This window comes from Chryseobacterium sp. 22532 (assembly GCF_052044665.1).
In the GTDB taxonomy this organism is placed as follows: Bacteria; Bacteroidota; Bacteroidia; order Flavobacteriales; family Weeksellaceae; genus Chryseobacterium; species Chryseobacterium lathyri.
On record NZ_JBQENJ010000007.1, the window covers coordinates 79,446 to 93,295 of the forward strand.

Genomic DNA, 13,850 nt, shown 5'->3' on the forward strand with positions numbered 1-13,850 from the left:
GAAGTTCCATCTGACTTTTGAAAAAATATTGTTAACAGATGAAATTATTGAAATACTGCCCGAGCTGTGGCAAAGAAACCCTGCATTGGGATGGCGAAAAGAAATGGAGCTGTCCCGAATGCGGTTTTACCCTCTACAATAACGTTGCCGGCGCGGTAGCTGTTGTTATCCGATATGGTGATAAAATCTACCTTACCAGAAGAAACAGGGAACCTAAAAAGGGAAAACTTGATCTGGCCGGAGGTTTTGTAGATCCAAGGGAAAGCGCAGAGGAAACGTGCAAAAGAGAGCTTTTTGAAGAGCTTCAGCTTGATGTGGATATTTCAAAACTAAAGTATCTTACCAGCCTCCCGAACATCTATCAGTATAAAGAAATTGATTACAATACAATCGATCTTTTTTATGAGTATCGTGTTCAGGAAAAGTTTGAAGTGAGCCTGGAGCTTTCTGAAATATCAGAAGCGACCTGGATTCCTTTGAATGCTTTGGACCTTGATGATATTGCTTTTGAATCTCAGCAGAGATTTTTTGTAGAATATCTGAAGAATAACCGGTAAGTTATTATAAAGAAATTTACTCCCACAGATTACCATGTGTGGGAGTTATTTTATTTGATATCAATAAGATTTTGATTTCAGCATATCTTCAAAATACTGAACTAGTAATGTTCTTTCAGCGTCTGTAAGATTAGCTTCTTTGTGGTAGACGATATATCCCGGCATAGGCATCGCTTTGCTTTGGATTGTCTGAATGGATTTGCTCAGCATGCTTTCCTTCAGTTCCTTGTTATATGTACCCCAAACAGAAAAATTGAGATGTTCCCGGCCTTCATTCACATGGCTTTTTACAGACCACGAAATAGGCGCAACATAAGCATATTTGGGATATACTGTTTCATTGGAGTGACAATCGTAACAGGCTCCTTTTATCAAACCCCTGATCTTTTCCGGAGTCTTTTTTGTATCGACGAAGTTAACGGCTGTATTGACAGGCTTATTTACTTTATCAATAGAAATAAACTGCATCAGTGCAAAAACTACCAGCGCCCAGAATAACACTTTCTTTAATGTATTCATAGCTTTATTTTACCGGTGTTAAGACTGCATTTCCGGATTCTGACTTCACTTCTTTATTCAATTCCTTCTGTATGGTATCTTTTGGTGTTTCTGCAGGAACATCTACAGGCTTAGGAATATTTCCTTTAGGATTATCCAGCGTTCTGGTATCTTTCAGGTCCCAGTCTTCCTTGGTTTCCCATAACGGCCGCACAACAGCTTTTTTGTAGAAGACATAGGAATCTTCAGCAAAAGTTTCTTTTTCAAAATCCGCTTCGTCCCAGAATTTATTTCCATTGTTATCCACCAGTATCCTTACGATATATTCATTAGGTTTCAGGATGTCAAATTTCACGCTGTTTCCTTTAGTATATCTTGAATAAATAACTTTATCCGAAGCATCCAGGAGCTGGATCCAATAACTGGCCTCCGGTGCATTCTGTATATTAAATGCAAGACTTCCGAATTGATCTACCTTTTCTACTTCGAAATCAAAACGTTTTGACTGTACATTTTTAGCGTAATAGGACGATACCGTCTCCTTTGGAATCGTAAGCTGATATTTTTTGCCATTCACAAAATCTGAATGAATCTGAATCTGGTAAGGATCTGTTTCAGAGATTTTAGCAGTAAATTCCTGAGTGGTTAAACTGTCACTTTTAAGAGTCCATTTTTCAGGACTTATCTTATCGATGATATAGCCGGATCTGATGTTAAAGTCAGAATTCGGAGCCAATAATGGGCCTCCGCTGTCATTTTCAAGATCCATTGCATTTTTCTTGTTGTATTTATAGAATACGGAAACAGTATCCTGCTTGCTCCCGATATCGTAGCTGAATTTAAGATTTTCAGTAACCGTTTGCCCCACATCGCTTTTTACAGCATCAAACCAGATTTTTACGGTATCCGATTTCGGGCGGTGGGTCACCTTAATGTCCTGAAGCTTTTCGTTTACAGAGGCTACTTTCACATTCTCAGGGTTTCCTTCAAATGTCATGATAACTCCTCCGGGACTTTCTTTCATTTCAAGATATTTCAAAGGCTTTTTGGAAGGATATATTTTTAAATTTAATCCTGAAACAGACTTTTCAACATCTACAGCTTCTTTTTGAAATCCTATTTTTTCTTTTCCGGGATCATAAATAGAATTACTATTCTCATCCTCAAAGGCTATAATCTTATATTTTCCCGGGGTAAGATAGTTAAGCTCATAATACCCATCTTCATCCACTTTGGTAATGTAATAGGGTTTCTGTCTGTAATTCATCGTATCTTTCACCTGGTAAAGCCCTACAACAAGCTTATTTTCTCCTTCTTTCTTTTTAAGCGCTACTGCATCCGAAATTTCACCGCTGATATAAAGATCATCCAGCTTATCTCCCGTAGAAAAAGCAAAATTGAAATACCTAAGAATATTAGACTCATTATTATCAGCAATTGAGTTTCCAAAGTTGAAGTTATAAGTCGTATTGGCCTGGAGAGTATCTTCCCACTGGATCATCACAAACTTATTGGCGATGTTGGAAGGAAGAATCCGCTTTATATTTTTGATAGGCGGAGAAATGATCAGGTTTTTATTGATATCCTTTAAGGTAATATATTCGTCGAAATCCAGTCTGAGCTCATGGATGTCTCTTTTTACATTAACTCTTGTAGTGTCAATATTTGAGCTTAAAAACTTTGGAGCCAGGGTATCTTTCGGTCCTCCCACGGGAGATCCTACTCTTGCACATGAGTGTACAAGAAAACAGATAACGAATAATAGAAGAAGTCTTTTCATATATGTTTAAGCAAAATTAAACATTATTCTCCAAAAACTTCATGTCCGGCATTCAAAGTGTCTTTATTGTCATTCATTACACTGTGCAGCTTATCTTTCTGAGCCGGAAAATCCTCAAATAATCCTGATAAAGCCAATGCTGTATATACTTTCCCTGAATATTTGTTCCCAATAGCTACGATCGTCACTTTTGACTTCAGCAGATGGGCAAATACGGAATTGGTTCCGTGCCACCATCCGTTATGATAAGTAAGTTTCTCGCCATTGTCAAAGATCTTCATCCTGAAACCGAGTCCGTAATTATTCATTCCTGCTTTCTCGTTGCTATACGGAGTGAAAACCATCTGCATCAGATCAGGCTTTAAGAAGTCTTTTGAAAACATGGCTTTTGAGAAGTTATAAAGGTCCCTCGGCGTTGTATACACATTTTTATCACCATAGATAAGGTCAAGCCTGTCTAAAGGATACAGTCTGTTTCCGCCGTAATAAAAAGACTGTGCGGCTGTAGGAATATCTTTCTCCTGAAAAATATAAGTATGTTCCATTTTCAAAGGCTGAAATACCATTTCTTTCATGGCCTGCGGAAACGGAGTTTTGGTGATCTTCTCTATCAGTAAAGCCAGCATCGCAAAGTTGGTGTTGCAGTACATAAAACCTGTATCCGTATCCCTTGCCAGATCCGGTTTGTATTTGATGATCATATTCAGAACATCCTGGTTAGTAATAAAAGATTTTGAAAGTTCTGCCGGAGCCGGCTGTATTTTGGCAATAAAATATTCGTATTTCGGAAGACCGCTTCTCTGATCCAGCAATGTCTGTACAGTGACATTCGGATAAGGAAACCCCGGAAAATATTGGGTAAGATGGTCGGTCAGTTTTATTTTTCCAGCTTCCACCAATTTCAGCATGGCCATAGCCGTCAACGTCTTTGAGACAGAAGCTACATGCAGTGGTGTATTTTTATCGATCGGCATCTGGTTTCCTTCTCTGCCGAAACCTCTGTAGTTTTCATATAGAATATCATCTCCTTTTGCGACGAGTATTCCACCGCTCAGATCTCCACCTTCCCAGATCTTTTTATAATACTGGTCGATGTACCCTGTGAGTATTCCTTTATCTCCAAGCTGATTGTCTTCTTTGGTAAAAACATTGCCCAGATCTACATTTCCGTAGTTTGGAAGATTAGTCGTGTTTTCAGCTGAAGTCTGCTTGGATTCAGAATTTTTTTTACAGGAAATAAAGGATAAAAAAACAGCTACAATAAGTAAAAAATTACGCTTCGTCATGAGTATCAAAAAATGAGCAGCAATTTAATAAAACTCAAAATAAATTTTCAGTTCGAAGCGTATATTATGAATTATTTAACATAAAAGATGAAACTCGCGAAAGGGATAAAGACACAGGCAATGAGTAATTTTATCTTTTGCCTTAGATTTTTCCTAACAGTAGGAAGCAATTATCTTGTCCACGATCACCTGTGCCAGCTTTTCTTTGCTTTGGTGAGTCCATCCGGCGATGTGTGGTGTTACGATTGTTTTTTCAGATTCCAGAAGGTATTTAAGATCTTCATTTTCTGTTTCCAGATTTTCAAAAGATGCCTTTTCATATTCAAGGACATCAAGACAGGCACCTTTTACTTTCCCTGATTTTAAAAACTCAACTAAATATTTAGTTTCTACGTTTTTTCCTCTGGCTGTATTGATGAAATAAAAGTCTTTTCTCATTTCTGAAATAAACTTTTCATCAATAAGATAGTGAGTTTCAGAAGTCAGCGGAATATGCAGGCTCAGAATATCTGCAGATTGTTTTAATTCTTCTAAACTGACTTGTGTAGCATATTCATCAGAAAGCCCGGGAAGGATATCATGAAAAATAACCTTACAGCCAAATCCTGAGAATCTTTTTGCTGTAGCTTTCCCCATGTTTCCATATCCTATAAGCCCTACCGTTTTTCCGAGAAGCTCATCTCCCCTATTTTCTTCACGAAGCCAGATTCCGTTTTTCACTTCCTGGGAAGCGATAAAAAGACGGTTCATTAAAATCAACAACATCCCTACAACATGTTCTGCTACCGAATCTCTGTTCCCTTCCGGAGAATTGATCAACTGAATTCCCAGTTTTTCTGCAACTGGAATATCAATATTTTCCATTCCCGCTCCTACTCTGGCAATAAACTTCAGGCTTTTCCCTTTTTCCAGAAAGTTTTTATCCAGAGGAATTCTGCTTCTGATGATAATTCCGTCATAGTTTTCAATTTTATGACAAACCTCATCATAGGAAGATGTGAAATCTTCTTCTAATACAAAATTCTTAGCTAAAAGCTGTTCTGTGATGAGAGGATGGTTTTTATCTAAAAGAAGTATTTTCATAGTTTAAACACAAATGGCACTAATTTATTTCACAAATAACACAATTATAAAGTGCCGTTAATCACTCTTTTAAGTCCATTTTTAAACTGAAGTGTATTAAAGTTAATTAACATTCCAAGTTTACAATTACTTAGGCGAAGGTATGTAAGTATTTGTGCTAAATAAATATCTTGTAATGATTCTATGGATTTTATTTCCAGCATAAATTTTTTTTCAATTAAAAAAGTCAAGCCTATAACCAATATCCATTTTAACCTCATCATAGACTAATGGCATCGGTTTTTGCCTCTCTACAAGAATATCAAATTTATTTAATTCATAAAACAAACATTCTTCATAAGCACTTTCCAAAAGTCCTGGTCCTAATGACTTATGGACTATATACCCTGCTTCATAAACAATTTTTGATATATCATTTTCTGAAATATCCATCTTTATTATTTTTTTTCATTTGATTAGGCACAAACCATTTGTGAAAATTCGTGCCATCCATTCGTGTTATTTGTGTTTAATTTTTTATTTTTTATCCTTCTTGGATTCTTTTGTTTCTTCCGGTTCCTGGAATAATTTTTTAAGTTCCACCGATTCCAGGGGCTTCATTCTTCCGGAAAGGATTAATGACAGTTCTTTTCTTCTGAAAGCAGCAGCATGTCTCAGTTTTTCTTCTTCCGTTTCGGGAATCATGTCCGGGATAGGAATAGGACGGTTGAATTCATCTACTGCAACGAAAGTATAAATTCCTTCATTGGTATGAACTTTCTTCTGATTGATCGGATCATCCAACCAAACATCCACATACACCTCCATTGAAGTAGAGAAAGCTCTTGAAACTTTAGATTCCAGAACCACTACCCCACCTTCAGGGATAGGATGATTGAAAGAAACGTGATTTACAGAAGCTGTTACCACTCTTCTCTCGCAGTGTCTGGCTGCAGAAATAGAAGCACAACGGTCCATTTTTGCAAGAAGTTCACCTCCGAAAAGGTTTCTTAAAGAGTTGGTTTCGTTCGGAAGAACAATATTGGTCATGATCGTCAGAGATTCTGACGCTTTTTTTACTTTTGCCATTGAGTCTTAGTGTTGTTTTGAGCTGCCGAAGCGGGTTTTATGCCTTTTCCGGCTGGTTTTGCTAATGAATCTTTTTTCAGGGAATCTGAAACAGCCGTTTCCGGACTTTGTACCATTACTTTTACGGTGTCTTTTACAATTCTGTGTGTAGAAGTCTGGACAGAAACTTTATCAAAAGATTTTTTTCCGAAAAGAAGTTCTCTTTGGGTAAATGCCAGATACAGAATTCCTAAAACAGGAATGACAAGCAGAAAAATCCAAAGAATAGATTTTTTGAATGTATAATCTTTCTCTCTCTTTTCTTTAGTGCTTATTTTTTCACCATTGTTGATATCCGAGAGCCTGATCTCTTCAAGCCCATAAAAGTCCGGATGCCCCGCTTCTATTCTTTTCCCCTTGAAATGCGTCTTATCATCTTCAATATGGATAGCTCCGAGGTTCTGAATTTCCAGAAACTGATCTGCCTGAAGTTTTTTCTTCCAAAAATCAGTCTGGATTTTCAAGTCACTTCTGGAAGCCTCTAAAGACATCTGCTTTTCTCCGGCTATAAAGGCAGCCAGCTCGTCAGACTGTATTTCATAATCCACTGCAAAAACGATCTCGCTTGCAGGCGGAAGAATGCTTCCGTTCTCAGAATTAATAATTGCCTTGGAGTTTTTAAGCGAAAACGCACCGAATCCCGGAACCGTCACAGTTCCAAATTGTTTCAGATATTCTAAAATGTAAGCTGAAATATTCATTTGGCAGCAAATTTATAATTTTTTCGTGACTTTTTGAAGAGATTTGTAGGATATAAAAAAAGACTGCCTGAACAGTCTTTTGATAAATAGGTATAAAATTGAATGTATTAAACCCTGTTCGGCAAATTATCATCCGTATTATTGAATTTTCCAGCTGATCCCGAACATAAAATTAGTTCCTGCCTGTGAAAAATAGTATGGATCTCCACCATAAACCGCTCCGTTGTTTACATATTTTTTATTAAAGAGATTATTCACCAGTAATTTTAAAGCAATATCATTATGGGCTATGGTAAACTGGTACTGCGCATTGAAATCGGTCAGGAAATAATCTTTCAGCTCGAGGTTTTTATCCCCGGTATTATCCAGATATTGTTTTCCGACATATTGATTCGTTAAAGCAAACAGAAAACTCTTGGAAGGATTGAACTTTAGGCCAAGATTGGCAATGACATTAGGCGAAAATGAAATATTGGTATCACCCAGATTCTGAAGTGCTCCATTATTTTTAATTTTAAAATCAAGGTTTCTATTCTGGCTGAGACTGATATTCCCATTCACTTCCCATTGCTTGGAAAGTTTAGCCAACGCTCCGATTTCAATTCCTCTTCTGTAGCTTTTTCCGGAGTTTGTTCTGATGAATGCTCCTACATTATTTAACTGCCCGTTCAGTACTAACTGATTAACATAGTACATATAGTATAAATTAGCCGTAACAGATAAAATTCCAAACTGTTTTTCAATACCGGCTTCAAAATCATGGAGTTTTTCGGCTTTTACTTCATTATCACTCATCAGGTCATCCCTGTTCGGTTCGCGGTGGGCATGTGCGTATGAAAGGAAAACTTTCCCATTCCCGATTTTATAATTCACTCCCGCTTTTGGATTAAAGAAAAGCCAATTCTTATCAAGATTTCCACCTTCTCCATCTCCGGCATTCAGGATCTTGGTATCATAATCAATATTTCTGATCTGAAGATCTCCGAAAAATTCAAAGTGATCCCCGGTTCTCCATAAAGCTTTTGCAAACCCTGCCAGCTCAGTTTTCACCGAACGGTTTCTGTAATATTCATACTCATTGATCTGTGGAAAATAAACCCCGGTAACATTTCCAAAATGTCTTCCATAGTATTGGTTCGCGACCACACCGAAATTAAGATCTATATTATCCAGCTTTCCGTAAAGCGTAGAAACAGCCCCGTAAAAATCATTATCCAGCCATTTTTTTCTGATAAAATCGGTTATTTCTACCGGAGAGCCATTTACAACCGGTACCGGCAAATTATAATTGGAATAATGTGTAGCTTCTACATCTGTTTCATCAACTCTTTTATAGTTTTCATAGTAGCCTTTTCCTTTCGTATAATGAAGCGTGGTTTCCAAATTCCAGTTATCATTGAATTTTTGCTCCCATAAAAGTTGGAAATGATTCTGTCTGTAATTATCCGTCTCGTTATCATAGAATTTCTCTTCTCCGGTCAACAGATCTGTGTATTGTCCTGAATAATTGAATTTAGGATTGGTTTCCCAGGTTGGCCGGTCAATTCCGTTCCATGCCTGATAAGTTTTTTCTTTTCCTCCGAAAGCCATCAGACGAAGCCTTGTTTTCCCTTCTTCAAATAATGCAGTGAAATTGTAAGAATCCAGTTTTGAAGAAGCTCTGTCAATATACCCGTCAGATTGGATACGCGTATACCTTCCCATCACCGAAAGCCTGTTGTTCCAGAATTTCCCGGAACCTGCTTCCGCTGAATATTTATAGGTATTAAATGAGCCGTAGCTGTCATCAGTTTTGAAATACATCTTCTCATCCGGTTCTTTGGAGATCACATTGATACTCGCACCAAACGCAGAAACCCCATTATTGGAAGTCCCCACCCCTCTCTGAATCACAATCTGGGAAGCAGAACTGGTAAGATCCGGAACATTGACGAAAAATGTTCCCTGGCTTTCAGAATCGTTATAGGGAACGCCGTTCATCATCACATTAATACCTTTTCCTTCTACTCCACGAATTCTGAATCCCGTGTACCCAATCCCGTTTCCGGCATCAGAGGTTGAGATAACAGACGTTTGATTTTTTAAAAGAATTGGAAGATCCTGACCCAGATTCCTGCTGTCTACATCTTTCTGTACGTTAATGATTTCTTTGGCAACAGGCAGTCTTTTGGTAAAGTTGACAGCTTCAATTTCCCTGACCTTCAGTGAATCCTTATTTTGCGCCTGGATAAAGGCTGCAGAGCCTACCGTAAGCCCTAAAAAAAATAATCCTTTCATTCTATAAATTTTTAAAATTTAATGAATAAAAGGGGCGGATTAAATAATGTAGCAATTTACTAATTTAACAGTCTAGCAATGATTGATATATTGTTATACTGTTCCAGTGGTACATTTTCAAAATTCCCTAAACAGCATTATCTGTTCCAGGTTCATTGGGTATAATCTCAGCTTATTAAAGCACCCCTTTATTTCAACCGCGAAATTACAAAAAAAAAGTGAGATAGGATCTTCCGATACTCTGTGAATGATGAGATCTGCATCCTCAATTTAATCTGAAAGAGATATTCTTATATAAAGATTAATAAGTCTTATTTCTGACATCGATATAATAATAGTTCTTTCCGTCTTTCGTCACGTCAAACATTTTCCCCATTTTCCAGCTGAAATTCCTTTTTATATTGGAATATTCAAAAGGAACAATCACTTTATTATTAACATCAATTACTCCAAACCTGTCGTTGTGGGAAGCCACAATCATTGGATCTGCGGTATCATCACCTTCCAGAATGTATAAATACTGATACTGGGGATAGATCTGGTAATCTCTGTAATCTGCTGCGTTCACGAATCTGGACTTTTCAATGATACCGTAAAATCCGTTTAAAACGTATGCCTGATACAGCTGCTGCTTATAATCCTCCAACTTACATTTTCCGAGATCCGAATCTTTGAACTGATAGACTCTTTTCCCCGCCTTATTCACCCGGTAAGAAATCATATCCTTTTCTACGGTAGCATATTCTTTAGTTCCGAATTTTCTTATTTTTTCGTTGGGAGAGTTCAAAAGATTACAATCTTCATAAAAAAAGACGGCAATATGGTATTCAGGTTTGATAATAAATTTTCCGTTCTGATTAACATAACCAAATTTTCCATCTTCTTTTTTAGGGATCAAAACAGGAAGATCCGGATTGATGATCACCAGATCCGGGTTTGGCTTAGCCACTGCAGATCCCTTTTTCACTACAGTTTTAGTTACATTTTTAATCGGTAGCTTCTTCACGGATTTCGTCTGTGAAAAAACGAAAACCGAGATAAATACACACCAAAAATTCAGGATATTTTTCATATTCATCATTTGCCTGCAAAATTACGGCCAAAAATAGAAATTATCAAATTCATATTTATAAAGAATCTAAATAATTTCATTCTGATAAAATACTAAAAAATTCGTAAATTTGGAAGCACTTTTTAAGTGTTTGATAATCTAAAAACGTTTTGGAGATATAATTTTGATAGGAATGCTGTCAAAAAAGTGTATAAATCTTACCCAAAGAGAGTTTTTCAGCAAGACAAATCGCAGGTAAATTACTTACATTCTATTAAAGGTCAAATATATCCCACTTTGAAACGGAACATTATTTCACATTTTTAAAGGGGTAGATTATGTTGTTGATGACTATACTTGTTTTTTTGCAGCAACTTTAGTACTGACAACTGCCTTACATCTACTTTTAAAATTTAAAAGACTTCTATTATTATGAATATGTATCAGGATTACATCCAAGAGATTGAAGAAAGAAAAAACCAGGGACTCAATCCAAAGCCAATTGACGGTGCCGGATTACTAAGCGAAATCATTGCACAAATTAAAGATCCGGGTAACGAATATCGATCAGATTCTCTTAAATTTTTCATTTACAACACCTTACCAGGAACAACAAGTGCTGCAGGCGTAAAAGCTAAGTTTTTAAAAGAGATTATTCTGGGAGAATCCGTAGTAGAAGAAATATCTCCGGCCTTTGCTTTTGAATTATTATCTCACATGAAGGGAGGACCTTCTATTGAGGTACTGCTTGATCTGGCTTTGGGTAATGATATCTCTATTGCCAAGGAAGCGGCAGACGTTCTTAAGACACAGGTTTTCCTTTATGAGGCAGATACCAACCGTCTGAAGGAAGCATTCAATAGCGGTAACGAAATCGCCAAAGAAATTATTGAAAGCTATGCACAAGCAGAGTTCTTCACTAAACTTCCGGAAGTTGCTGAAGAAATAAAAGTAGTGACTTTTATCGCTGGTGAAGGTGATATCTCGACAGATTTACTTTCTCCGGGGAATCAGGCGCACTCAAGATCAGACCGTGAACTTCATGGTAAATGTATGATCACTCCTCAGGCGCAGGAAGAAATTAAAGCTTTGCAGGCACAGCATCCTGATAAAAGTGTAATGCTTATCGCAGAAAAAGGAACCATGGGTGTAGGTTCATCCAGAATGTCCGGAGTGAACAACGTAGCTTTATGGACAGGTAAGCAAGCAAGCCCGTACATCCCATTCGTGAATATTGCTCCAATCGTTGGAGGAACAAACGGTATTTCTCCGATTTTCCTTACTACGGTTGACGTTACCGGTGGTATTGGCCTTGACCTTAAAAACTGGGTTAAAAAACTTGACGAAAATGGAGAGCCAATCCGTAACGAAGCTGGGGAACCGATTCTTGAAGAAGCGTACTCCGTTGCTACAGGAACCGTTCTTACCATCAATACAAAAACAAAAAAACTTTATAACGGTGACCAGGAGCTGATTGATATTGCTAAGGCATTCACTCCACAAAAAATGGAATTCATCAAGGCTGGCGGATCATATGCAATTGTATTCGGTAAAAAGCTGCAGACATTTGCTGCAAAACTTTTAGGAATAGAAACTCCTCTTGTTTTTGCTCCGTCAAAAGAAATTTCCCACGAAGGACAAGGCTTGACTGCAGTTGAAAAAATCTTCAACAGAAACGCAGTCGGAACAACTCCGGGAAAAGTTTTACATGCCGGTTCAGACGTTCGTGTACAGGTTAATATCGTTGGTTCTCAGGACACAACAGGTTTGATGACCGCTCAGGAACTTGAATCAATGGCAGCTACCGTGATTTCTCCAATTGTTGACGGTGCTTATCAATCCGGATGTCACACCGCTTCTGTTTGGGATAAAAAAGCGCAGGCCAACATTCCGAAACTAATGAAATTCATGAACGAATTCGGTTTGATCACAGCCCGTGACCCGAAAGGTGAATACCACGCTATGACAGATGTTATTCACAAGGTTCTTAATGATATAACGATAGATGAATGGGCGATCATCATTGGTGGTGACTCCCACACAAGAATGTCTAAAGGGGTTGCTTTTGGAGCAGACTCAGGAACAGTTGCCCTTGCACTGGCTACAGGTGAAGCATCTATGCCAATCCCTGAATCCGTAAAAGTAACTTTCAAAGGAAACATGAAAGAGCACATGGATTTCCGTGATGTTGTTCATGCTACTCAGGCTCAGATGCTTAAGCAGTTTGGTGGGGAAAACGTATTCCAGGGTAGAATCATTGAGGTTCACATCGGAACACTTCCTGCTGACCAGGCATTTACCTTTACAGACTGGACTGCAGAGATGAAGGCAAAAGCTTCCATCAATATTTCTGAGAACGAAACCCTGATCGAGTCATTGGAAATTGCAAAAAGCAGAATCCAGATCATGATTGATAAGGGTATGGACAATCATAACCATGTCCTTCAGGGATTAATTAATAAGGCTGATAAGAGAATCGCTGAAATCAGATCTGGTGAGAAACCAGCTCTGACACCGGATGCGAATGCTAAATATTATGCTGAAGTCGTTGTTGATCTTGATGCCATCGTTGAACCGATGATTGCTGACCCGGATGTAAACAACGAAGATGTTTCTAAGAGATATACTCATGATACCATCAGAGACCTTTCTTATTATGGAGGCGAGAAAAAAGTGGATCTTGGATTTGTTGGATCTTGTATGGTTCACAAAGGCGATTTGAAAATTGTTTCTCAAATGCTTAGAAATATTGAAAAACAACAAGGTAAAGTTGAATTTAACGCTCCGCTTGTTGTAGCCGCTCCAACGTATAACATTATTGATGAATTAAAAGCAGAAGGAGACTGGGAATTTTTAGAAAAATATTCAGGGTTTGAATTTGATGATAATGCTCCTAAAGGCGAAGCACGTGTTGAATACAAAAACATGATGTATCTTGAACGTCCAGGCTGTAACCTTTGTATGGGTAACCAGGAAAAAGCGGCTAAAGGAGATACGGTACTGGCAACTTCTACCCGTCTTTTCCAGGGAAGAGTAGTTGAAGATTCAGAACGTAAAAAAGGAGAATCTTTATTGGCTTCAACTCCGGTGGTTGTTCTTTCTGCTATAATTGGAAGAATTCCTAATATTGATGAATATAAAGCTGCCGTTGAAGGTATTGACCTGACTAAATTTGCTCCACCTATTAAAGAGTTGGTCCAGGTTGGTCATAGTATAGCTTAACGTTAGGTCGTAGGACTGTTTTAAAATTATATAATTGAAAGATTTAGTCCTTTAGGATTTAAATCTTTCAATTTTTGTTTAGAACCTTTCTATTTAAGACTGCTTTAGAATTATTTAAAATAAAAATATAGAAAGAAATTCCAATTTTTTCTTAACTTGATAGAAATATAACATTCTGATTATTTATCATAATTATCCTTTTTATGAATTGAAGGAACAGAATTTGATGAATTAAGTAACAATGATATTTTTCCGTTTTAAAATAAAATTATTGACGGAAAAGCTTAT

At 37.5% G+C, this 13,850-nt stretch carries 12 protein-coding genes; 2 read left to right on the forward strand and 10 right to left on the reverse strand.

Annotated elements, in window-relative coordinates; genetic code table 11:
• The first annotated feature begins 38 nt into the window (after nt 1-38).
• A complete protein-coding gene (locus tag ACTJIV_RS18385) occupies nt 39-557 on the forward strand; it encodes an NUDIX hydrolase (RefSeq protein WP_111958586.1) in 519 nt (172 codons plus the stop codon).
• Between the two features lie 60 nt (nt 558-617).
• On the opposite strand, the gene ACTJIV_RS18390 is transcribed toward ACTJIV_RS18385, so the two are convergent.
• The 10 genes from ACTJIV_RS18390 to ACTJIV_RS18435 all read right to left on the reverse strand — a co-directional run bounded on the left by ACTJIV_RS18390 (nt 618) and on the right by ACTJIV_RS18435 (nt 10,361).
• Nucleotides 618-1,076, reverse strand: a complete 459-nt coding sequence (locus ACTJIV_RS18390) for a heme-binding domain-containing protein (protein WP_111958584.1) — start codon at nt 1,074-1,076, stop codon at nt 618-620.
• Between the two features lie 4 nt (nt 1,077-1,080).
• Complete coding sequence (locus ACTJIV_RS18395) at nt 1,081-2,835, reverse strand: Ig-like domain-containing protein (RefSeq protein WP_111958582.1); 1,755 nt, start codon at nt 2,833-2,835, stop codon at nt 1,081-1,083.
• A 23-nt stretch (nt 2,836-2,858) separates the two neighbouring features.
• Complete coding sequence (locus ACTJIV_RS18400) at nt 2,859-4,121, reverse strand: serine hydrolase domain-containing protein (RefSeq protein WP_223557708.1); 1,263 nt, start codon at nt 4,119-4,121, stop codon at nt 2,859-2,861.
• Between the two features lie 153 nt (nt 4,122-4,274).
• Nucleotides 4,275-5,204 carry a 2-hydroxyacid dehydrogenase gene (locus ACTJIV_RS18405; RefSeq protein ID WP_440629076.1) on the reverse strand — a complete coding sequence of 310 codons (930 nt, stop codon included), beginning with the start codon at nt 5,202-5,204 and terminating at the stop codon, nt 4,275-4,277.
• 44 nt (nt 5,205-5,248) lie between these two features.
• The gene (locus ACTJIV_RS18410; RefSeq protein WP_440629077.1) at nt 5,249-5,467 is read right to left on the reverse strand and encodes a GxxExxY protein; all 219 of its coding nucleotides are present in this window, start codon (nt 5,465-5,467) and stop codon (nt 5,249-5,251) included.
• A complete protein-coding gene (locus tag ACTJIV_RS18415; protein ID WP_440629078.1) occupies nt 5,418-5,636 on the reverse strand; it encodes a GxxExxY protein in 219 nt (72 codons plus the stop codon). The genes ACTJIV_RS18410 and ACTJIV_RS18415 overlap by 50 nt, the downstream gene beginning before the upstream one ends.
• Before the next feature lie 84 nt (nt 5,637-5,720).
• Nucleotides 5,721-6,272 carry an acyl-CoA thioesterase gene (locus tag ACTJIV_RS18420; RefSeq protein ID WP_048500903.1) on the reverse strand — a complete coding sequence of 184 codons (552 nt, stop codon included), beginning with the start codon at nt 6,270-6,272 and terminating at the stop codon, nt 5,721-5,723.
• On the reverse strand, nt 6,260-7,012 hold the full coding sequence (locus ACTJIV_RS18425; RefSeq protein ID WP_440629079.1) for a hypothetical protein: 753 nt from the start codon (nt 7,010-7,012) through the stop codon (nt 6,260-6,262). The genes ACTJIV_RS18420 and ACTJIV_RS18425 overlap by 13 nt, the downstream gene beginning before the upstream one ends.
• A 138-nt stretch (nt 7,013-7,150) precedes the next feature.
• Complete coding sequence (locus tag ACTJIV_RS18430) at nt 7,151-9,289, reverse strand: TonB-dependent receptor (RefSeq protein WP_440629080.1); 2,139 nt, start codon at nt 9,287-9,289, stop codon at nt 7,151-7,153.
• 301 nt (nt 9,290-9,590) lie between these two features.
• Nucleotides 9,591-10,361 (reverse strand): WG repeat-containing protein, encoded by a 771-nt coding sequence (locus tag ACTJIV_RS18435; RefSeq protein WP_440629081.1) that lies wholly within the window; start codon nt 10,359-10,361, stop codon nt 9,591-9,593.
• 411 nt (nt 10,362-10,772) lie between these two features.
• Between ACTJIV_RS18435 and ACTJIV_RS18440 the strand changes: the two genes are divergently transcribed.
• Nucleotides 10,773-13,562: a bifunctional aconitate hydratase 2/2-methylisocitrate dehydratase gene (locus ACTJIV_RS18440; protein ID WP_440629082.1), complete on the forward strand. Its 2,790-nt coding sequence runs from the start codon at nt 10,773-10,775 to the stop codon at nt 13,560-13,562.
• The last annotated feature ends 288 nt before the right edge of the window (nt 13,563-13,850 follow it).

What these genes read in the sequence shown, in the direction of transcription:
- ACTJIV_RS18410 (WP_440629077.1), bottom strand. Translation starts at nt 5,467, where the DNA reads ATGATGAGGTTAAAATGGATATTGGTTATAGGCTTGACTTTTTTAATT.
- ACTJIV_RS18440 (WP_440629082.1), top strand. Translation starts at nt 10,773, where the DNA reads ATGAATATGTATCAGGATTACATCCAAGAGATTGAAGAAAGAAAAAAC.
- ACTJIV_RS18415 (WP_440629078.1), bottom strand. Translation starts at nt 5,636, where the DNA reads ATGGATATTTCAGAAAATGATATATCAAAAATTGTTTATGAAGCAGGG.
- ACTJIV_RS18430 (WP_440629080.1), bottom strand. Translation starts at nt 9,289, where the DNA reads ATGAAAGGATTATTTTTTTTAGGGCTTACGGTAGGCTCTGCAGCCTTT.
- ACTJIV_RS18420 (WP_048500903.1), bottom strand. Translation starts at nt 6,272, where the DNA reads ATGGCAAAAGTAAAAAAAGCGTCAGAATCTCTGACGATCATGACCAAT.
- ACTJIV_RS18435 (WP_440629081.1), bottom strand. Translation starts at nt 10,361, where the DNA reads ATGAAAAATATCCTGAATTTTTGGTGTGTATTTATCTCGGTTTTCGTT.
- ACTJIV_RS18400 (WP_223557708.1), bottom strand. Translation starts at nt 4,121, where the DNA reads ATGACGAAGCGTAATTTTTTACTTATTGTAGCTGTTTTTTTATCCTTT.
- ACTJIV_RS18405 (WP_440629076.1), bottom strand. Translation starts at nt 5,204, where the DNA reads ATGAAAATACTTCTTTTAGATAAAAACCATCCTCTCATCACAGAACAG.
- ACTJIV_RS18385 (WP_111958586.1), top strand. Translation starts at nt 39, where the DNA reads ATGAAATTATTGAAATACTGCCCGAGCTGTGGCAAAGAAACCCTGCAT.
- ACTJIV_RS18395 (WP_111958582.1), bottom strand. Translation starts at nt 2,835, where the DNA reads ATGAAAAGACTTCTTCTATTATTCGTTATCTGTTTTCTTGTACACTCA.
- ACTJIV_RS18390 (WP_111958584.1), bottom strand. Translation starts at nt 1,076, where the DNA reads ATGAATACATTAAAGAAAGTGTTATTCTGGGCGCTGGTAGTTTTTGCA.
- ACTJIV_RS18425 (WP_440629079.1), bottom strand. Translation starts at nt 7,012, where the DNA reads ATGAATATTTCAGCTTACATTTTAGAATATCTGAAACAATTTGGAACT.